Source organism: Candidatus Brachybacter algidus (assembly GCF_016707225.1).
Taxonomy (GTDB): Bacteria; Bacteroidota; Bacteroidia; order Chitinophagales; family Saprospiraceae; genus Parvibacillus; species Parvibacillus algidus.
On sequence record NZ_JADJID010000003.1, the window covers coordinates 528,864 to 550,149 of the forward strand.

Sequence of the window (21,286 nt, forward strand, 5' to 3'; positions counted from 1 at the left end):
AATATGTTAATATCAATATACTGTTTTACGCAAAAAAGCTGCCATATTGATAGTGTGATTGAATTAGAAATAGTTACTAACACCCAAAATTAACACATATCAAATAATTATAACGTATAATTATCACTTAATGACGATTTTACACTTGTGTTATAAAATATATTTATATCTTCGCAGAGTTTATATAATAAATGATACGGGTAAAACTGTTTTATACCCATTACAAACAAATTTGAACTAATGAAATTATTGCATTTAAGCTTTTTTTTCTGTTGTGTAATCTCTTTACAAGCTCAGAAAACTTCTGTTTTTGCTGAAAGAACAGCTGAATACGAAAGAGGTCTTGACTTATACGATAAAGGGGTATACGGAGCCGCGCTAACTGCTTTCGAGAAATCTTCAAAAATAGATGCAGAACTCGTAGAGCCTAAAGCAGACCTCTTATCAATGAAATCACAATTAATGATGAGTAAGAGTGCTGTGCGCATCGGTAAACCTGATGCAGAAATGGTGATGCTTTCTTTTTTCAGAAATAATACACCTGATGCCCTTGCATATGAAGCAGTGATGGACCTGGGAAATTATTATTATGCAAAAAAGAATTATGAGGAAGCGATTTCTTTTTATAATATGGTCGATCCTGCCACTTTATCTGATGATCAAAAATCTGAAATAAAATTTAAGCAAGGCTATGCGCAATTCGTTAAAAAGAAATACTCAGAATCAAAGGCTTCATTTGGTGCAATCAAAAATTTAAAAAATAAATATTACGAGCCTGCCAATTATTATTACGGTCTCTCCGCTTATTATACTAATGATTTTGACGCGGCTGTAGCAGCATTTAAAACACTCAGTAATTCAAAAAAATATAAAACAGTTGTGCCAATCCACATTTGTCAGATCCTATTAGCACAAAAAAAATACGATGAGCTTATCGCTTATGCAGAGCCGCTTTTAGAAGATCCTGCAATTAAAAAACAAGCAGAAGTAAGGCAAATATTAGGTCAGGCATATTTCGAGATGGGTGATTACGAGAAAGCAATGCCATATCTGGAAGAGTTTGCCAATAGTTCAGGCAAAAAAAGAGAAGAAGATATATTCCAATTAGGTGTGGCTCAATATAAATTGAAAGAATACACCAAGGCTATAGGAACACTAAAGGCATTGGGTGATCAAAACACAGAAATGGGCATGTACGCTATGTTCTACATGGCTGATTCTTACTTAAGAATCAATGATAAAAGTGCTGCCCGAAACGCGTTTTTCAAAGCTTCAGGTAAGAAATTTGACCCTGCTATCAATGAAGAAGCCCTATTCAATTATGCTAAGTTGTCGGTAGAATTAGGATTCGATCGTGAAGCTATCACCACCCTACAAGCAATCAAACCTGAATCCAAATATTATGCAGAATCGCAAGAATTAATAAGCGATGTTTTGATCAACACCAAGGACTACGAAAAAGCCCTGAAACTCCTTGAAACTATACCTAATAAATCTCCCAAAATGACAGAAACTTACCAAAAAGTCTTGTTCTATCGGGGAATACAGCTCCATACACAAAAATCATGGGATGCTTGCCAGGTATTGTTCACAAAGGCCTTAAATACAGGTTCGGACATAAAGATAAAAGCTCAATCGCATTTTTTCCTTGGAGATGCTATGTATAATAAAGACAATATGAAAGGTGCCAAAACTGAACTAAATCAGTTCTTAGCGATGGCGGATGATATGAAAGGTCTTCCTCCTCAAAGTGGCATTGCTGCAGGAAATTATGATCTAGGGTATATTTATTTAAAAGAGGAAAATTATGTTGAATCATTAAAATATTTTGAAAAGGCGATCGCAGGATTCAAAAATGTGAGAAGCTCTGAAGATCCATTTGTGGGTTCGAGATTATTACCTGATGCTACTCTTAGGGCGGGAGATTCACATCTTAAAAAGAATAATTACGCCAAAGCAAAAGAATATTATGACATTGCAATTGACAAAAAATATCCCAACTTTGTATATGCATTGTTTCAAAATGCAGTCATTTCAGGACTTCAGGGCAATACGAATGCAAAACTATCCGGCTTGAAAAATATTGCAGATAAATATTCAGATTCTGATTATGCAGATGATGCGCTACTTGAGATGGGCAATACTTATGAAGCACTTAACAGACCACAAGAAGGTCTAAGTGCTCTAAAAAGACTGGTTAATGAGCAGGGAAAAAAATCAAATCTCATCAACAAAGCGTTGCTAAAAATGGGCTTGCTTTATTATAATCAGAATGACTATGATAATGCACTCAAGTCCTATAAAGATGTTTACAAAAACAATCCCAACAAAGAGGAAGCTGATGCTGCTCTTGTAGCTATTAAAGAGATCTATGTCACGGACCTTAAGAAGCCTGATGAGTTTTTTGCTTATGCGGAAACAATACCAGGTTACAAATCCAGCACTGATGAAAAGGATGTCGCCAATTTTCAGGTTGCAGAAAATTACTATGAAGATGGAAATTATAAGGAGGCCATTACAGCATATGGAACCTACATAAAGAAATATCCAAAAGGGGCGCGCACAATGGAAGCATATTATCATAGAGGAGAGAGTAATGCTGCATTAAAACAATATGATCCTGCTTTGGCTGACTACAAATATGTAATTGGACTTGGCAATAGTGATTTTTACAAAGATGCACTTGAAAAAGCTGCAATTATTTCCTACAACTTCAGCAATGATTTTGAAGGTGCATTTACCTACTATTCAACATGGGCAGAACTTGAAACGAAAGAGGACAAAAAATTCGAAGCTCAGATTGGAGCTTTGAGAAGTGCTTACCGAATAGGTAAGCAAAAAGATGTAGTGCGTTTGGCGGATCTGGTCATCAATAGTCCACGTGCATCAATGGAGCAAAAATCATCTGCACATTTCTTCAGAGCTAAATCTGCTCAGGATATAAAAGATTATTCTACCGCGCTTAAATCTTATAATGAGGTAGTTAAAAATTCAGAGACTGTTCAGACTGCTGAATCTAGATACAGAATAGCACAGATTTATTTCATAAGAAAGGATTTGGAAACAGCTGAACAATTGGCACAAGAATCAATGGAGGCTAATGGAGAATATCCTTACTGGGTTGCTAAGTCATTGATCCTGACTGCTGACATATTGACAGAAAAAGGTGATTATTTCAATGCTAAGGCTGCGTTGGAAGCTGTAATTGAAAATTTCCAGGACGATCAGGAAATATTAGATGAAGCCAATAATAAGCTGGCGGCGGTTAAGAAAAAAGACAAGTCGGGCAATAATCTCATCCAAAAAGAGGAGGATACTGAATCAGAAGGAGAATAACATAACACCCATATATAAATCAAAATAATCGAATTCTTATATAACTTAAATATGAGCAATAATAAAAGTCTTAGTTTCCTGGTAAAAAATATTTGTCTCCCGACTATAATGCTATCAGTTTTTAGTCTTCAAAATGGAATTAGTCAAGAAGATCTACCGTCAGGGAAAGTAGAAGTTATAAAAAACTACGATGCCAAATTATTTGATGCAGAGAAACTCCCATTACAAGGGTTGCTGCCGAATGATGATGGTATAGAGAAGGAGTATAAATATGAACTCAATCCTTTATCCAGAGATAAAAAGATGGACATTAAATATGACGCGCCAAATATACGTCCCGTTACAATGTCAGCTGAGAAGTTACCTGAATCTTACAAAGGTTATCTAAAACTTGGGTCAGGGTATCCTGCATCAGCATTTCTTGAGGGAGCATACTCCCACACGAATCAGAAATCATACTTCATCGATATATTTGGAAAACATTATGGAATATTCTCTTCACCGAGAGAAAGTCAAGTCTTTTCTGAAACAAGTCTCGGTGTGAGTGGTACTAATTATCTGGAAGCCGGTGTAGCTGTGAATGCTCACGTCGGATTAGACCTTAATAATTACAGATTCTTTGGTGGATATAATGAAGGAGATACTATATTTCCGGGAGATCCGGCCAAGAGAAAATTCACTAATATAGGTGCAGGCCTAAAAATCTTTAACTCTAAAAAGAACAGTAATGATATTGACTTTTGGGCCGGATTTGACATTTATGGATATAAGGACAATTTCGCTGCCACAGAACGCGGCTTTGGATTGGATATAGGGGCCACAAAATGGATAGCTGACAAGCACAACTTTACATTACAGATCACTAATTCTCTGTTAGCTTATGGAGATACCGAGAAAGGAAAAACGAATAATGTAAATATCAAACCTTCTTTTACTTTCCATGGGGATGTATTCAAAATCAAACTTGGAGTAAATCTCGTAAATTCACCGGAAGGATTTGGATTCTTCCCTGATTTAGAAGCATCAGCCAATATTGCCGGACCATCCATTATGGTTTTCGCAGGAGCAGCAGGAGATATGTACCAAAATAGTTTTAAAAGGGTAAGTACATTGAACCCTTTCGTTCAGACACATTTTGCAGAAGCTGCTGTCACTCAGGTCGGTGAAGGTCCTTTTAATACAAAGTACTATGATTTCTACGGAGGAATTGGAGGCGGATTTAAAAGCATCAAGTACCGTATTAAAGCCGGTTACAAGACTAATGACAATTACGCATTATTTATACAGCAAGCTACAGACTTAAGACAATTCGATATTCTGGTAGACGACGTAAACATCATTTATATTGGAGGAGAACTCTCAGCCACATTCTTCGAAAAGCTTACTACCTCAGTTAATTTCCTACAACAGGGAGCTTCTCCTCGAGTGCAATCTAAAGCTTATGGTATCGTGCCATTCCAATTAGGGTTCAATGCAAGTTGGTTGACATTCGAAGATAAATTTAGATTAAAAGGTGACCTAAATATTGCTTCAGGCAGTCCATATCGAAATAGATTTGGAAGCGTTGGCAATGGCAATCCTCTTTTTGATTTAAGTTTAAGAGGTGAATACTATTTTACAGAGAAATTTGGTGCCTTCCTTGGGTTGAATAATGTCGCATCTGTCAAATATCAAAGATGGTATAGATATCCAAGCTATGGGTTTAATGTGTTGGGTGGAATAAGTGTGAGGTTTTGATAGATGGGTGATCATTAATCAGTAATCAGTAATCAGTAATCAGTAATCAGTAATCAAAATAATTAATCAGGGAACGTATTAGCATTTAAATAATCAATAATTATTCTGGAAAAGAAAAAAATTATAATGAATTTTCAGTCTTCGCGTTCAATAACCCATGACTTTAGTCAGGGAAAAAAATCAATAACAATAAGGCCTGAAAGGTCGCCTCCATCCAGCGAATTGCGAAAGCTGTTCGCGGATTAATGAAACACATTCCAAATAAAACGAATCAGGACAATCACCAGAATCATTTAAAATCCCTGCCTTATTTGGCAGGCAAGCGTGATTCAGACGAAAGGGTAATTGGTAATAGGTAATTAAAACTATTAATCAGGGAACGTATTATAGTGTCGCCTTAAAATAAAATTTCAAAATGGTTAATGTAGGGACAGGTCGCGACCTGTCTCTACAGTAACCATTTTGAAATTCTCGCTTTCCGAAAACTGAAATTACTTTCTGATTTTTCTTAAATTATTGATGCTCAATAACATACAAGGTTGCAATATTTGATTGAGAGAACTGTAATTCTATACTCAAATCAACTTTTGTATCTTTGGAATATTGACTATAATTTATGGACTGATTATTTAAAGTGAATAGCATTTGTGCTTAAATATCAATATCAATGATCATCAATAATTGTGACCACTGACCTCTGACCTCTAACCTCTAGCCTCGTATCAATTCAGTAACCACCCCTTCTACCCTATTCTGAATTGTATTCGGATCAGTTCGTTGAAATTGGTTACCTGTGATAGTCTCATAGAGTAAGATGTACCGTTCACTAATTGTATGTACCATCTCATCGTCCATTTCAGGCATCACCTGACCTTCCAAACCTTGAAACCCTTTGCTTATCAGCCATTCTCTTACAAATTCCTTCGAAAGTTGATTTTGTGGTAAGCCTTTTAATTGATTCTCAAAGTAGGACTTGAGATAAAAATATCGGGAACTATCCGGAGTGTGGATCTCATCCATTAAGGTTAATGTACCGTCGTGCAATCCGAATTCGTATTTTGTATCTACCAGGATCAGACCTTGAGCCAATGCCATCTCTTGCCCTCTTCTAAATAATTTTCTGGATATCAATTCCATTTCTTCATATAGATCCAAGGGCACCAGACCTTGAGAAATAATCTCTGCTTTCGAAATATCCATATCATGACCTTCGACTGCTTTTGTACTTGGTGTAATCAATGGAACGGGAAATGGATCATTCTCCTTGAGCCCTTCTATCATCTCTTCTCCACATAAGACCCTTTTACCTGAACGGTATTCTCTCCATGAATGGCCTGTCAGGTATCCTCTGATGACCATTTCTATCCTTATAGGCTCACAAGTAACACCAACGGTTACATTAGGGTCAGGCACATGGCGCATCCAAACGGGGATGATATCTTTCACGGATTCCAGAAAATAAGCGGCAGTTTGATTTAATACCTGTCCTTTAAAAGGAATCGTTCTGGGTAGAATATGGTCGAAAGCTGAGATCCTGTCAGATGCAACAGAGATGAATAAATTATTTTTAATATAAACATCACGAACCTTTCCGGAATATTTTACTACTTCTTCTGGCAATTCGATATGTGTGGATCGAAGTCCTTCCATATTACAGCAAATTTTAAAAATTAATAGAGGGCAATTTAATCAGGTAAACATTGATCAAATATTGTTGATCGTATTGCGATCTGTAAGAACGTCTTTAAGTTCTTTAAGCAATTGGTATTCAGACTTTACTGCTTTTTTTACGACTTCTTTGAATGAAATGAATGACCCTGTATCGATGTTTGGAATATATTTTTTGACTCTATCTTTCATAAAATGTAAATCATCCTTAAGCAACGCTCGAAGAGAAGGAATATCGTGCCAATCACCTTCTATGGCTATTGCTCTGATGTTGCCGGTTTGATCATCTTCTATAGGATCAAGTTCAATAATCTGAGTATTATTACTAAACCTCAACGGTATTTCTGTAAGAAATTGTTCAGAGATCTCCACCAATTGTGATTGCATCTCTTCATCTTCAGTTTTTACCAAAAAAATCTCCAAACCCTTTTCAGCATACCTGAAAATAACTAAAAATGCCCGATCAATAATTGACATAAAAAATATTTTAAAAACAATGTGAGACAAATCTAAACATAATATTTGTTTAAAATGCCAAAATATATTTCAAATTCAATTTAAATGTTAAAATTTTATATTTGTTTTCTTCATATCTTTAGTTCAATACTACTAAAAAATCACCTCATAGTTTTACTGTATTTTACTTAACCACATCAGGTGAATACGACAGTCCACGTTTAATTCGTTACTTTTGCAGCGCAAAGGTACTATGACAAAAAGAAAAACAAATATTAAAAATATATATATTATTTTTGCGTGATATTTATCGATCAAATGCAGCATTTTCTATCTCATACAGATATATAATATAAAGCAGCGATCACTAAATTATCTAAATTTCAATCATTTCAGGTTCAAATTGAACAACAAACACAGAAATTAGCAGATGAATTTACGTTCTATACTCATCATTTTAGTAATATTTTTAACATTCGGCCAGATTTCGAATGCCCAAAAACTTAAAAGTACAGCTCCTATTAACGCCACAGAGATCGGGCCAAGAGATTGTACTTCAAGAAGCCCGGGATCAGTGAGTTTTGGACCGATTGTAGGTCAAAGTAATGATGGTCGGCCTGACACCATCTTCTTGTGTTACAATGATCAGATTTTTATTAAAAATAATGGCGATGGTAACTTTAATGATGGCGACCCTGTGCCAGGAACACCTTCTGCAGCAGGTTTCTTATTATACGGATGCCCGCCAGCATTGACAGGCCCTACATTTGCGGCAATTCAAGGAGATTGTGTTCTTTCTAATCCTCCACCACCACCCGGAGAACTATGGTATTTTATGGGAACTCCAAATGGTGATATTACCCTGTCCAATGATGGGAGTACCAATGCTTACTTCAATGCAGGCTCGCCTTTTACTTTATGGTTAGCTCCTGCCACCTTTGATGCATTTACACTCTCAGGTGGTGAATATTATGGACAATATGAAGATGGCGGATCTTGCGTTAAAGTCAATAGAACTGCAGCATTTCCTGTGGTATATCTGAATGAGATAAAAGTCACAAATTTTGAAACGAATTCACCAACTTCTTTATCTGGAAGCTTTGACGTGACAGGAGGATTTCCTGAATTCGATGCTAGTAAAAACTATACCGTCACTATGGTTCACAAGACCAAGCCAACAGTCAAAGCAAATCTATTTGGACTACCTTTCGAACATGGCTCAAAAGTTACCTTTGCTGCTCCGGAACCAGGAACATATATTCTTACAATATCAGATGGCAAAAGTTGTGTACATGCGGAGGAAGTCATTTTACCTCAGGGAAACATTGACATCACTGTCGAGTCAGGAATGGTAGCAATGAATGATATCATCTGCCTGGATTTTACCGTAAAAAATCTAAAGGATATGGTAGGAGGACAATTCGCAATTGGATTCAATCCAAACCTTCTTCAGTTCGACCAGATAATAATTCCGGGAGTAAATCCACTCAATCTTTCACTTGGAAGATTTAGTACATCAGAAGCTGCTCAAGGTTTAATCCGATTTCTATGGGACGATGCCTCTTTCACAGGTAAGACCTTGCCCGATGACGCTATATTCTTTACCATTTGCTTTAAAGCCATCGGTCCTCCGGGAACTAAGACACCAGTGATTATCACGGACATACCATCAGCATCATTCGGTGTGGAATTCACAAATATAGATCTTACTTCATTCAATGTAAGATATACTGCCGGTATTGTGATGATTACCAATCCTACAACGATCCAGGTATCTCTAAATGTCTGTAGTACAACGGGCAATAATGGTTCCATCACTTTCACTGTTTATGGACCTGAAGCTCAGTATAATTATAATTTTAATAATGGGGCTCCAAGCTTTGTTAATACTGGAGAACCTTTTACAATTTCTAATCTTGCTTCCGGCATATATCCGCTTGATGTTTTCAATGTATCAGGAGTGACACATGTTATATCGTCTATAACTGTTTCGAATGCCCCGCCCATTAATGTTAATTCCACAATCACAGATCCTGCCTGTAATCTTTCAAAGGATGGTAAAGTTGACATCTCATCTACAGGAGGAGTAACTCCATATGCTATAGAATGGTCAACATTTGAGTTTAATAAAAATAGTATTGATAACCTTGGTAGTGGTGTTTACAATGTCACAGTGACAGATAAACTTGGGTGTATTTATACAGAATCCTTTACTTTGTTTACTCCATCTATTAGCCTTACTCCAGCAGTGATCGTAAGCCCGGCTTGTTCAGGTAAACCGACAGGAAGTATAAGTATTACAGCTACCGGTGGAACTCCTAAGCCTGGAGGAACTTATGACTATAAATGGTCAAACAATACCACTCAGAATGGAGTAGTATCCGGATCTATTTCAGGAATTCCGGAAGGTATATATTCTGTGACAATCACTGATGCAAATAATTGTTCTGTTATTTCCAATTTTGAACTAGTACCTGGAGTAACCATTGATGCCACGATAGACAAACAAATACCTGTTTGCTTTGGTGATGGCACGGGGCAAATCACTGCTACAGGAACAACAAATGGCACTACCACAGGACCTTATACCTTCAACTGGGAAGCTTCTGCCGGAGTGCCCAACAATACAAATACAACATCAATTGTTTCCGGTCTGAATAACGGTTTTTACGATGTAACTATAACAGATGCTGCCGGTTGTTTTAAAGAAAAAACTATAGAAATAAAGGGCAATGGAGAGATCGTCTTCCTGATAATTAATAAAATCAACGACAATTGCTCAGGAGCGCCATCCGGATCAGCAACTATTTATGATGGCAGTGGAAATACTATCCCATTTCCAGATCCTAACAATCCGGGAAATGGGCTATATGAATTTACCTGGTCCAATGGATCTAATCCGACAACATTAAAGGCAGTGAGTCTTCAACTTAACAATTTATCAGGAACAGCAGATGGTACAAGATATTATGTGACCATCACAGGAGTGGATGGATGTACTGCAGATACCAGCTTCTTGATCTTTAAAAAAGATGCTCCCTTGATTGAGTTTGACACATTAATACCAATTGCTTGTAGTGGAGGAAATAATGGGAGCATTCAAGCAACTTTAACTGCTAAAGGTTCTGAGATAACTTCAGTGACATGGAGCAATAATGCCGGTTTGCCTGTCAATTCAGGGGATCCTAATGGAAAATATTTTTCTACTGTAAGTAATCTCACAGGTGGGCAATACATCCTTACTGTCAATACACTTAGTGGTTGTGAATTAAAAGATACCATTGTTTTGGAAGGTCAAGGCTCAATAGCTGTAGACAACGCTCTGATAGTCCCTACAACATGTCCGGATGCAGACGATGGTTCTATTCAGCTGACTACCAGTGGAGGAATAATGCCATATACGTACCTGTGGAGTAATGGAGATGTGACTGATGCTATTGTAAACATAAAAGTTGGTAGCTATACAGTTACTATCTCAGATGCTTCAGGATGCCCGCCATTCATTGATACTTATGTCGTGTCCTCTGCCCCATCCATAATTAGTGGTGTAGATCAAAATACAATAGTAGCTTCGGATTGTTTTGACGCCATCTTAGGTTCCGGATCAGCCACCGTGAATGCAAGTGGCGGTGGAATTGGAACATATTCATTTACCTGGTCAAGTGGTGAGACCTTTAGTGGCACTAGTTCTACAGCAGTACAGTTAAAAGGTGGATGGCAATTCGTCACCATCTCAGATGGAAATTGCAATGTAGTTGATTCTGTATTTATACCTTCTCCACCTGCTATCACAGCCAATAAAGCAACAGCGCAGTTCACAGATGTCACTTGTTTTGGTGATAATGATGGATCAATAACTTTCGTAGCGAGTGGAGGGAATGGCGGATACAGTTATACCTGGAGTCCGGTTCAAACAAATACGGCTACTTTAAATGGATTGGGTGCAGGAACATATAAAGTTACTATCTCCGATAATAAGAATTGTATTGGTGTTGATTCATTTAAAATAAATGAACCTGCAGAATTAGTTGCTACCTTGAATAGTACAATCACTCAAGATGTCAATTGTTTTGGAGAATCGACAGGTGCGATCGGCGTAGATGTCACTGGAGGAAACGGCTCGAACACTTTCACTTGGAATCCGGCAATCCTGGGTAATGTCAATACTGGGAATAACCTTCCAGCCGGCAATTACCTTATTTCAGTATCCGATATAAAAGGATGCAGTGATGATGTCTCTGTCACACTAAACGAACCATTGGCACTTTCAGTTGATTTTGGACCGGTGCCGGAACCTGCATGTGCGGGTTTTGAAACAAATTTTGAAATCAATAGCATTACTGGTGGTGCGGGACCTGATTATAAATATACGATAGACCAAGGTCAGACATATACTACATTTGAAATAGCAAAGGTATTGGGTGGCGATCACTTACTTACAATTACAGATGAAAACGGATGCACCTTGGATTCTACCTTTACCGTTACAGAGCCTGCACCAATATTGGTTAGTCTTCCTGAAGATGTTGTAATCAATCTTGGAGATTCGATACTTTTGAGCCCTGTCGTGCTTAGTGCTTTCCCTGTAGGAACATCAGTTTGGTCTCCTCCATCGAATGTCAGCTGTGTCAATTGCGATGAAACTTATGCGCATGCCATTAGCAATCAATACATTAATGTGTTAGTGACTGATGTCAATGGATGCTCAGGTATTGATTCTATTCTTTTAAAAGTTGACAAAACAAGGAAGATTTTTATTCCAAACGTTTTCTCACCCAACAAAGATGGCATCAATGATGAATTCCAGATATATACTGGCCCGGGAGTAAAAGAGGTAATGTACGTGCGCGTGTTTAATCGTTATGGAGCATTGGTTTATGAACAAAAAAACTTACCACCATCGGAATATGGTACAACAAACGGCTGGGATGGCACATTCAAAGGAAGTCAATTAAATCCTGATGTGTTTACCTATGTTTCCGAAATTTCTTTTCTTGACGGAAAGACACAGTTATACTTTGGAAGTGTAACCTTGGTGAGGTAAATATGCTAAAAATTTAGAAAAGGCAGAGCACAGAATGTTCTGCCTTTTTTTATTACAATTGATGAAATTCTACATTCTAATTGAACTCTATAAATGAAAATCATATCTTCATGAAACGTCTCTAGGTCACATATAATGTGAAATAAAAGTCAATTAATTAATTTCGTTTGTTTTAATTTGTATCAAAGGTCTAGCGTGTCTTCTAATAAAGAAAATAAAAATCCATATTTCAAAAAACTATTCAACAATGGCCCACTAACAATGGCCCAATCGTTGCATCCCATATACAATATTCATTTTGGAATGGTATGCCTAAGTTCTCTCTTATTTTCAGCAAGTTTTAATATGTTGATCCCGGAGTTGCCTGAATATTTAAGTGGACTTGGTGGGGCTGAATACAAAGGATTAATAATAGCATTATTTACGCTATCAGCAGGTATATCGCGTCCTTTCAGTGGAAAATTAACGGATACTTTTGGTCGTGTGCCAGTTATGGCTGCAGGATCGATTGTTTGCTTTTTCTGCGGTTTTCTGTATCCTGTATTGGGTACAGTCTCCGGATTTTTGTTCTTAAGGCTTTTTCATGGGTTTTCGACAGGTTTTAAACCTACTGCGACCTCAGCTTACATATCTGATATCGTACCACCTGGTAGATGGGGTGAGGCTCTAGGCCTACATGGAGTATGTTTCAGCACAGGAATGGCCATTGGGCCTGCATTGGGAAGTGCAATCAGGGCTTCTTATTCGATGAATATACTATTCTATGTATCATCTGCCTTTGCACTTACTTCCATTTTGATTTTGATGAATATGAAAGAAACATTGAAGGATAAAAAGCCCTTTAGTTTTACTATGCTCAAACTCACCAGGTACGATATCATTGCTGTTGAAGCACTTCCTGCAGCTGTAGTCACTTTACTATCATATGTATCCTATGGAGTGATCTTGACTTTGATTCCTGATTGGAGTCATCATCTTGGCATTCACAACAAAGGACTTTTCTTTCTTTTTTTTACAATATCTTCAATTCTTGTGAGATTTTTCTCCGGAAAAGCTTCAGACAAATACGGCAGATTAGTGATCATTAAGGTTGGCCTATTTATGTTAGTTGTATCCCTTCTGATCATTGGCTACAATGATAATTTTGAAGGCTTTGTAATTGGGTCCATCTTCTATGGATTCGCTACAGGTATTCTATCTCCGGCAGTGAATGCCTGGACTGTAGATCTTAGCCTTCCCGGCCAAAGAGGTAAAGCTATTGCAACTATGTATATTGCTTTGGAAGCAGGAATTGGAGGCGGGGCATTATTGGCAGGCTGGTATTACAGTGATGTCATTAAAAACATTCCCATGGTACTATATTTTTCAGCAGCAATCACCTTTATTGCTTTAGGATACATGCTATTTCGCAATAAAAATAATAACCATTTTGATCACACAAAAAAAGCCGAACAATCATAAATCATCCGGCTTTTAATTCTTTACTAAGCTTCTACTAAGGCAGTGGAGAACCTACTGGTACCGCACAACTATGTCCAGGCTGACCATGTGCCGGATTGATCTTTCCAGATCCACCTGCAGGTGCAGTAGAACCAGCAGGCATAGTCTGCACTGGTGCAACTTCTGTCTGCATAGGCTGACCACTAGTTGGAGCTCCAGCAGGAGCCGGTGCAGGAGCAGCAGTAGTTGGCGTGGTTGTAGCTTCAGTTCCGGCTTCAGGAGTTGCTGGTGCCGCATCAGTTGCTGCAGGTTCATTTTTACATGCTGCAAAAGCAAGGAATGACATCAACACTCCGCTGAATATTAATTTTTTAATAAGCATTGTTAATATTTTTATGTTATCAAAGTAAGGTAGAAAAAATTTTCGACCCAGTAGTAATAAATGAATGTTTAATTTACCTTTATCAGATTAACTTCAAAAATTAAAGGAGAATTCGAAGGGATACTCGCTGTAGATTGGGCGCCATAAGCTAGTCTCGAAGGTAGAAACAAACGTCCTTTTTCACCTTGTTTAAATAATGGTATCCCTATTTTCCATCCGTCTATCACCTGGTAAAGTCCAAATGATTGGTTGAAATTTGTTTCAAATACTTTTCCTGACAATAAATAGCCTTTATAATCAACGACTACAATAGATGAAACTGAAGCATGTTTATCAGGCAATGTGTCATTAGTATAATCAATAATATAATAGACCCCCTCTGCAGTGGAGTCAGCATTCAAATTATTATCTCTTAAATAATTTCGAATCAGCTGTTTATCAAGTTCAAACTGAGCTGTGTCATCTACAATATTTTTGTCTTTAGAACAACCAATTATTGATAACATTAAAATTAAACTTAATGCGTATTGTATTGATTTCATTTATTTTTATTATATTAATTTGCAAATATAAGATTAATAATTGCTTTTAATTGTGTTGAAAAACTACTTATCTAATGTAAACGTTTATGATTGGGTAAATGCTTATTTGCTTTTTATATTTCTTTGCAAGCCCCTTTTCTTACCTAGGTCGACTAAAAAACTAAAGGCTGCAGTAAAGTCGTTTTCGAGGTCTCCATCAAGGATAGCCTCTCTTATTTCGTTTTTAAGATCGCCTACTATAGGGCCAGCTTTTATCCCAAAGGTCTCCATAATTAATTCACCGGTTACTGGGGGCTGCCAATTGCGCATTTTATCCTTCTCCTCTATTTCTTTCAGTTTAAGACGCACTAGTTCATAGTTTTCCAGTAATTTCTTGACCTTCCTCTCATTTTTTGAAGTGATATCAGCTTCACACAGTATCATCAGGTCATCAATATCATCACCTGCATCAAAAAGAAGTCTCCTTATAGCACTGTCGGTAATATCTTCTTTTGTAAGGCTAATAGGTCTTAAGTGATACCTTACCAACTTCTGAACATACTTCATTTGATGATCCAATGGCAGGTGCATCCTTTTGAACATTCTGTGGACCATCGCAGCTCCCAATGCTTCATGGCCATGAAAAGTCCAACCTTGTTTATCATCAAACCTTTTGGTGGCTGGCTTTGCAATATCGTGTAGCAATGCTGCCCATCTCAACCATACATTATCGCTATTTTTACAAACATTATCCAATACTTGAAGCGTATGATAGAAATTATCTTTATGGCCCTTTCCTTCTTGAATCTCTACTCCATGTAACTCGACCAACTCAGGTATAAAATAATCGAGAAGACCTGCTTCAAATAGCAGATTAATTCCAATAGAAGGTTTATCACATTCCATTATCTTCTGAAACTCAGTCATAATGCGCTCTATCGAAACGATCTTTAATCGTTCACAATTGTTAGTCATTGACTGAAAGGTATTAGGGTCTATTGTGAAGTTTAATTGATTAGCAAATCTGATTGCCCGCATCATTCTTAAAGGGTCGTCGGAAAATGTAGATCCAGGATCAAGGGGAGTTTTGATCAACTTTTCTTCGAGGTGCTCCATTCCATCAAATGGATCCAACAGTTCGCCATAGGTGTCTTCATTCAGACTAATAGCCATTGCATTGATAGTAAAATCTCGTCTTAACTGATCGTCATAGAGTGTACCTGCCAATACCGAAGGTTTGCGACTATCAATGGAATAGGATTCCTTTCTGGCTCCTACAAATTCCAGTTCGACTTCTTTAAATCTGATTGAAGCTGTGCCAAATCTTTTAAATATGACGACTGGATGTTCATTGTTCAGTAAATTATTGACATATTCTGCCAGTATGATACCATCGCCTACACACACAATATCTATATCCTTGGATCTTCTGCCCAAGACTTTATCCCTTACATACCCTCCGATCAAATAAACCTGACAATCGAGCTCTTTGGCAGCTCTCGAAAGAACATTGTAAACTAATTCTTCAGTTTTTGTACTATTCAGTAATAAAAACATTCTAATCCATTTTAAACCAGCAAAGGCTCATTTGAATAATACTCACGCATAGTCGCTGTGATATCTTCCACTTCCTGATACGAAAGTGCGTTGACTAGTAAAGATCTAAATTGCTTCACTTCTCTATAGCCTCTGAAATAATTGGTATAGTGACGTCGCATTTCATTGATAGCTATCTTTTGACCTTTCCAAATAATGGATCTGTGTAAATGTTGCAAGACAGCTGATATTCTTTCATCCAGGGTCGGAGGTTCTGCTATCGTGCCAAAATCCAAAAATTGTTTCATTTCTCTGAATATCCAGGGATTGCCGATACTAGCCCTTCCTATCATGATACCATCTACTCCGTAACGTTCTTTATACAGCTTTGCCTTTTGAGGGCTATCAATATCACCATTCCCAAAAATTGGGATGTGCATTCTTGGATTCTCTTTTACTTTAGCTATCAGTGACCAATCAGCCTCACCGGTATACATTTGTTTCCGTGTCCTTCCATGGATAGAAAGTGCCTGAATGCCAATGTCTTGAAGCCTTTCCGCTACTTCCACAATATTTTTGGTATTATCGTCCCAACCCAACCTTGTTTTTACGGTAACAGGAAGTGAAGTGGCATTTACTACTGCCTTGGTCAGGGATACCATTCTGTTAATATCCTGTAGAATTCCGGCACCTGCCATTTTACAAACTACTTTTTTGACTGGACAACCATAATTAATATCCAGCACTTCGGGTTTGGTCCGTTCTATGATTTCTGCTGCCTGCACCATACTTTGTTCATCTGAACCAAATATTTGAATACCTACAGGTCTTTCTTCATCACTAATATCCAGCTTTTGTATGCTTTTATCTGCATTTCGAATTAGACCTTCTACAGAAATAAATTCTGTATAAACCATGTCACAGCCTTGTTCCTTACAAAGTGCTCTGAAAGGAGGATCACTGACATCCTCCATGGGTGCGAGCAATAATGGAAATTGCCCTAATGAAATATCACCTATTTTTACCACCTCAAATATTATTAATCAATTGCAAAAATAATAGATTCTTTTGAAATCGAAAATCAGGATTAAAAAACCGGTCGATTAAAAAAAGAAAAAGCCCCGGAAAAAACCGAGGCTTTACTTAGTAGCGGAGGCAGGACTTGAACCTGCGGCCTTCGGGTTATGAGCCCGACGAGCTACCAACTGCTCCACTCCGCGATATGTTTTTATTAAAGTGACGCAAAGATACACTTAAATCTGAAATAATACTTATTACAAGAAATTAATTTTTGGCTATAATTAACTTACCGGTTATGATTTGATTCTTAAATCCTTCATTAATAACATATAAGTACATCCCTGATGGTAAATTATGAACATCAATTCCTTCAACTTTGTTTAAAATATTTTTTCTAATCTGTAATTTTCCTGTGGCATCATATAAACTGATAATTGCATCCTGTGCGATATCTCTATAGACATAAATAAAGTCATCAGCAGGGTTAGGGCTAATTTCAGCCTTTGCACTTTTTGATTCAACCTCAACGTCAGCAAGGTTTGCTCTAGGCACTCCAATAACTTTTATATTGTCGATATTTACACCGTCCTTGTTGACCTTTGCATCTGATCTAAATATAAATTTAAGATATACATATTCTCCTGTATAATTAGACAAATCCATCACTATATTGACCCAGTCAGGCTGGAAGCCATCTAACACAGGCTCTTCTTCTCCCTGGTCTATACTGCCAAGCTGGGAGAAAGAGCCACATAATGGGGCAAAAAATACGCCATCCTTAGATGCATATACTTTTAGATAATCTACATTTTTTTCAATATACCATTTAGCATAAAATGAAAGAAAAGCTAGAGAATCTGTTTGAGGAATATATATTGGATTTTTAGTTTCCAGTGTTTTATTTTCCGCTTTACTGTATGTGGATAGTGTATTGAGCGCATATGAACCAAATGTATCATAATAATCATCATAATCGATTATCCAATTCTGACCGAAATCTTCTTTCTTAAAAGCAGTTAAATCTTCACCGTGGTTTTCAAATCTAGTTTTGTAATTGAAGAGTTGATAAGTGATGGTGTCCCTTTTGTTGTATGTTCCGTAGAAATAATTCACTTCAAATTTGACTTCCCCTTTAGGATTGGACTTCAATGCATAAGGTATATCAATAACTTTGGATTCCAAATGATTGAGAGTTACAACGTAATCTTTTGAAAAGTTAACCACGTTATTAGATATTGGATGAATATTAATGTTTACTAAGTCGTTCGTTAATCCGACTCTTGTAATTTTTAATTGAGCATTGCCTGTGGCTTGCGGGATAATCTTGTCAGAAACTTGTTGCACTTTCAATCCTCCATTCAACATCCACAAAGTATTGATATTTTGGTTTAAAAAAGAGGCGCACATAGGTAGTATCTTATCTGCTAAAGGCCAGAAACTAGTAGTATCTGTCAATTCCACCGGACCACATTCGAAAGTATAAGCGTAAATACCTTCTCCATACATGTAATCATCCGCTGTGCCATTAATAGGATATCCAAGCGTTTCGTTATTGAGGCCAAAAGAGAAATCTGTGTGTTCGGTTAATTGCTGAGCAAAATTGATATAAGTGAGACTGTCTATGGTATTAGCCTCCAAATACCCCCAAGGATATATCATTACATTGGCAAATGAATGATAATTCACAGCCATCTGAAAAGAGTTAGATTTTGTTAATGTATAAATTGATTTTGTTTCAGCTTCAGAATTTGAATGTGTACCTCTGTAAGTATCTGAACTTTTTAAAGGTGACGATCCATCATTGTCATATGCCCAGCCTAATGAATAATTTCTGTTAATATCAACTGCGCCAATATTATTGCGGTTTTTCCTCCACAAGCCGCCGCCATCTGAATGCTGCAACCTATTATATTCATAACCATCTGGATTGACACAAGGGACAAAGAACATCTCTGATTTATTTACCAAATACTGGATCTCCGGATCTCTTTCATAATTCTCCAAAAGGTACCACATAAAATAAATCATCTGCATCATACTCATTGGTTCGCGGGCATGATGCAAAGAAGTATATAATATCTTGGTTTCAGTTTCATGTTCATCATCCTCAGGATAATCTGAGATTTTGACGTATTGAATGACATTCCCCTCCTTAGTTACAAAAGAATTGACGCCCATTCTATTAGAAATTAAGTTGGGGTATTTAACCTTCATAAGGTCCAATTCATTCATTATTTCTTGCAGCGTCAGATATGATCCCATAGAACCATATTTGAAATTAAAAGGCACCCTATACTTTTGAACTTCTCCGTAACAAGTTTGATCTCTGGTCTCCAATTGTTCTAATGAAACAGGCTGTACTTTTTTGCTCTCCTCCAGATAATGCGCTATTGCATCAGGAAGGATGATGTCTACTTTAAATCCTGCAGCCTTGACTTGCTCCACTTCCTCAATTGAATAAAAATTCACGATTTCATCTTTGGCACGATTAAATCCATGTTCTACTTCAACACCAAGTGCTGCAAGAGGACGAAGCCCTTTGCCATCAAGATGAACTCTGACTTTCTGGTAGATTGTTTTTTCTTCTGACTGACTGAAAGACTTTTGGAACGGAGCACCAAAAACAAATAATAATAAAAGAAAGTAAATATTACGGAATTCAATCATATCAAGGCTAAACTTGGGTCAAAGGTAAAAATAATATATATATCTAATTCAAAATATAAACTAAAATTTAATATACCTTCGCATACAATTTTAATTTGAACGAAAATCAACTTGAATTGTTTAAGTGCCAGTATTGAAAACACTGTATATTATTGTGTTTTCAGTTCTAAAATCATTTTATCTACAAAATATTCGAATGAAGGAAGTTTTTATTGTCTCAGTTTCCAGAACACCTATGGGTAGTTTTGGTGGTGTATTTTCAAGCTTAACTGCTGTTCAACTTGGTGCAGAAACCATACGTGATGCTTATAGTAAAATAGGACTTGATCCTGCTGAAATACAAGAGGTATATTTTGGCAACGTCGTTCAGGCTAATAACGGTCAGGCTCCGGCAAGACAAGCAGCTCTAGCCGCAGGACTCAGGAATACAGTCATTACCACTACAGTAAACAAAGTTTGTGCCAGTGGCATGAAATCTGTAGCTCTTGCAGCTCAATCCATCATGACAGGGCAAAATGATCTTATAGTAGCAGGTGGAATGGAAAGCATGTCAAATATCCCATTTTATCTGCCTAATATGAGGTGGGGAAGTAAATTTGGGAGTGTTCAGGCTGTAGATGGTTTACAAAGAGATGGTCTTGTAGATGTATATGATGGCAAGGCGATGGGTGTATTTGCTGATGCCACAGCAGAAAAATATGATATAACAAGGGAGCAGCAAGATGCTTTCGCAATTCAATCTTATAAGAGAGCTGCAGAAGCTACTTTGAATGGTAAATTCAAAAATGAAATTAGCCCGGTGTCTATACCTCAAAGAAAAGGAGATCCCGTATTAATCACTGAAGACGAAGAATTTAAAAATGTATTTTTGGATAAGATTCCTGGTTTGAGACCGGTTTTCACTCCTACAGGAACTGTAACTGCAGCAAATGCAAGTACTATCAATGACGGCGCTTCTGCCATAATCCTTGCTTCTGCAGAAAAAGTCAAAGAACTAAATTTAAAGCCTTTAGCTAGAATTGTTTCATTTGCAGATGCTGAGCATGAACCAGAATGGTTTACAACTGCTCCTGTCGAAGCAGCACCAATTGCTTTAAAAAAGGCTGGCTTAACGATTGATCAGATCGACTTTTTTGAAGTGAATGAAGCTTTCGCTGTTGTGGCATTGAATTTTGCAAAATCATTGAACATTCCACAAGAAAAAATGAATATTTATGGTGGTGGAGTTGCATTGGGTCATCCCCTTGGGTCATCCGGAAGCAGAATTCTTGTCACTTTGACATCTGCTCTTCATCAGGAAGGTGGTCGATATGGATTAGCTGCCATTTGCAATGGTGGCGGTGGAGCTAGTTCTATGGTGATTGAACGAGTTTGAGAGTATGATAGTATTAGAGTATAATAGTATTAGAATATAATTGCAGGGATAAGGCTTGCCCTTGTCCGTGATGTATTAGATTATCATATTATTACATGCCACTT

The 21,286-nt window shown here is 37.2% G+C and carries 12 protein-coding genes and 1 tRNA gene; 5 read left to right on the top strand and 8 right to left on the bottom strand.

Annotation, left to right across the window (positions count from 1 at the left end; genetic code table 11):
* Nucleotides 1–240 precede the first annotated feature (240 nt).
* On the top strand, nucleotides 241–3,336 hold the full coding sequence (locus IPI15_RS12120; protein ID WP_287420490.1) for a tetratricopeptide repeat protein: 3,096 nt from the start codon (nucleotides 241–243) through the stop codon (nucleotides 3,334–3,336).
* A 51-nt stretch (nucleotides 3,337–3,387) separates the two neighbouring features.
* Nucleotides 3,388–5,073 (top strand): hypothetical protein, encoded by a 1,686-nt coding sequence (locus IPI15_RS12125; RefSeq protein WP_287420492.1) that lies wholly within the window; start codon nucleotides 3,388–3,390, stop codon nucleotides 5,071–5,073.
* 711 nt (nucleotides 5,074–5,784) lie between these two features.
* Here IPI15_RS12125 and IPI15_RS12130 read toward each other — a convergent pair.
* Nucleotides 5,785–6,723, bottom strand: coding sequence for a phosphoribosylaminoimidazolesuccinocarboxamide synthase (locus IPI15_RS12130; RefSeq protein ID WP_287420494.1), 939 nt, complete (start codon nucleotides 6,721–6,723; stop codon nucleotides 5,785–5,787).
* Between the two features lie 54 nt (nucleotides 6,724–6,777).
* Nucleotides 6,778–7,218, bottom strand: coding sequence for a hypothetical protein (locus IPI15_RS12135; RefSeq protein ID WP_287403758.1), 441 nt, complete (start codon nucleotides 7,216–7,218; stop codon nucleotides 6,778–6,780).
* Between the two features lie 409 nt (nucleotides 7,219–7,627).
* On the opposite strand from IPI15_RS12135, the gene IPI15_RS12140 reads away from it, so the two are divergent.
* Nucleotides 7,628–12,241 (top strand): T9SS type B sorting domain-containing protein, encoded by a 4,614-nt coding sequence (locus tag IPI15_RS12140; RefSeq protein ID WP_287420496.1) that lies wholly within the window; start codon nucleotides 7,628–7,630, stop codon nucleotides 12,239–12,241.
* 261 nt (nucleotides 12,242–12,502) lie between these two features.
* Nucleotides 12,503–13,702 carry an MFS transporter gene (locus tag IPI15_RS12145; protein WP_353738765.1) on the top strand — a complete coding sequence of 400 codons (1,200 nt, stop codon included), beginning with the start codon at nucleotides 12,503–12,505 and terminating at the stop codon, nucleotides 13,700–13,702.
* A gap of 34 nt (nucleotides 13,703–13,736) precedes the next feature.
* Here the strand turns inward: IPI15_RS12145 and IPI15_RS12150 are convergent, their stop codons facing one another.
* The 6 genes from IPI15_RS12150 to IPI15_RS12175 all read right to left on the bottom strand — a co-directional run bounded on the left by IPI15_RS12150 (nucleotide 13,737) and on the right by IPI15_RS12175 (nucleotide 19,807).
* Nucleotides 13,737–14,063 carry a hypothetical protein gene (locus IPI15_RS12150; protein ID WP_287403752.1) on the bottom strand — a complete coding sequence of 109 codons (327 nt, stop codon included), beginning with the start codon at nucleotides 14,061–14,063 and terminating at the stop codon, nucleotides 13,737–13,739.
* A 68-nt stretch (nucleotides 14,064–14,131) separates the two neighbouring features.
* Entirely contained in the window at nucleotides 14,132–14,605 is a 474-nt protein-coding gene (locus IPI15_RS12155) for an FKBP-type peptidyl-prolyl cis-trans isomerase (RefSeq protein ID WP_287420498.1), read from the bottom strand.
* A gap of 102 nt (nucleotides 14,606–14,707) precedes the next feature.
* On the bottom strand, nucleotides 14,708–16,141 hold the full coding sequence (locus tag IPI15_RS12160; RefSeq protein WP_287420500.1) for a CCA tRNA nucleotidyltransferase: 1,434 nt from the start codon (nucleotides 16,139–16,141) through the stop codon (nucleotides 14,708–14,710).
* 11 nt (nucleotides 16,142–16,152) lie between these two features.
* On the bottom strand, nucleotides 16,153–17,148 hold the full coding sequence (dusB, locus tag IPI15_RS12165; protein WP_287420502.1) for a tRNA dihydrouridine synthase DusB: 996 nt from the start codon (nucleotides 17,146–17,148) through the stop codon (nucleotides 16,153–16,155).
* A 119-nt stretch (nucleotides 17,149–17,267) separates the two neighbouring features.
* Nucleotides 17,268–17,340, bottom strand: a tRNA-Met gene (locus IPI15_RS12170).
* A 64-nt stretch (nucleotides 17,341–17,404) separates the two neighbouring features.
* Nucleotides 17,405–19,807, bottom strand: a complete 2,403-nt coding sequence (locus IPI15_RS12175; RefSeq protein WP_287420504.1) for a M14 family metallopeptidase — start codon at nucleotides 19,805–19,807, stop codon at nucleotides 17,405–17,407.
* 196 nt (nucleotides 19,808–20,003) lie between these two features.
* Here IPI15_RS12175 and IPI15_RS12180 point away from each other — a divergent pair, with 196 nt between their 5' ends.
* Nucleotides 20,004–21,182 (top strand): thiolase family protein, encoded by a 1,179-nt coding sequence (locus IPI15_RS12180; protein WP_287420506.1) that lies wholly within the window; start codon nucleotides 20,004–20,006, stop codon nucleotides 21,180–21,182.
* Nucleotides 21,183–21,286 lie beyond the last annotated feature (104 nt).

What these genes read in the sequence shown, in the direction of transcription:
- IPI15_RS12120 (WP_287420490.1), top strand. Translation starts at nt 241, where the DNA reads ATGAAATTATTGCATTTAAGCTTTTTTTTCTGTTGTGTAATCTCTTTA.
- IPI15_RS12125 (WP_287420492.1), top strand. Translation starts at nt 3,388, where the DNA reads ATGAGCAATAATAAAAGTCTTAGTTTCCTGGTAAAAAATATTTGTCTC.
- IPI15_RS12130 (WP_287420494.1), bottom strand. Translation starts at nt 6,723, where the DNA reads ATGGAAGGACTTCGATCCACACATATCGAATTGCCAGAAGAAGTAGTA.
- IPI15_RS12135 (WP_287403758.1), bottom strand. Translation starts at nt 7,218, where the DNA reads ATGTCAATTATTGATCGGGCATTTTTAGTTATTTTCAGGTATGCTGAA.
- IPI15_RS12140 (WP_287420496.1), top strand. Translation starts at nt 7,628, where the DNA reads ATGAATTTACGTTCTATACTCATCATTTTAGTAATATTTTTAACATTC.
- IPI15_RS12145 (WP_353738765.1), top strand. Translation starts at nt 12,503, where the DNA reads ATGGCCCAATCGTTGCATCCCATATACAATATTCATTTTGGAATGGTA.
- IPI15_RS12150 (WP_287403752.1), bottom strand. Translation starts at nt 14,063, where the DNA reads ATGCTTATTAAAAAATTAATATTCAGCGGAGTGTTGATGTCATTCCTT.
- IPI15_RS12155 (WP_287420498.1), bottom strand. Translation starts at nt 14,605, where the DNA reads ATGAAATCAATACAATACGCATTAAGTTTAATTTTAATGTTATCAATA.
- IPI15_RS12160 (WP_287420500.1), bottom strand. Translation starts at nt 16,141, where the DNA reads ATGTTTTTATTACTGAATAGTACAAAAACTGAAGAATTAGTTTACAAT.
- IPI15_RS12175 (WP_287420504.1), bottom strand. Translation starts at nt 19,807, where the DNA reads ATGATTGAATTCCGTAATATTTACTTTCTTTTATTATTATTTGTTTTT.
- IPI15_RS12180 (WP_287420506.1), top strand. Translation starts at nt 20,004, where the DNA reads ATGAAGGAAGTTTTTATTGTCTCAGTTTCCAGAACACCTATGGGTAGT.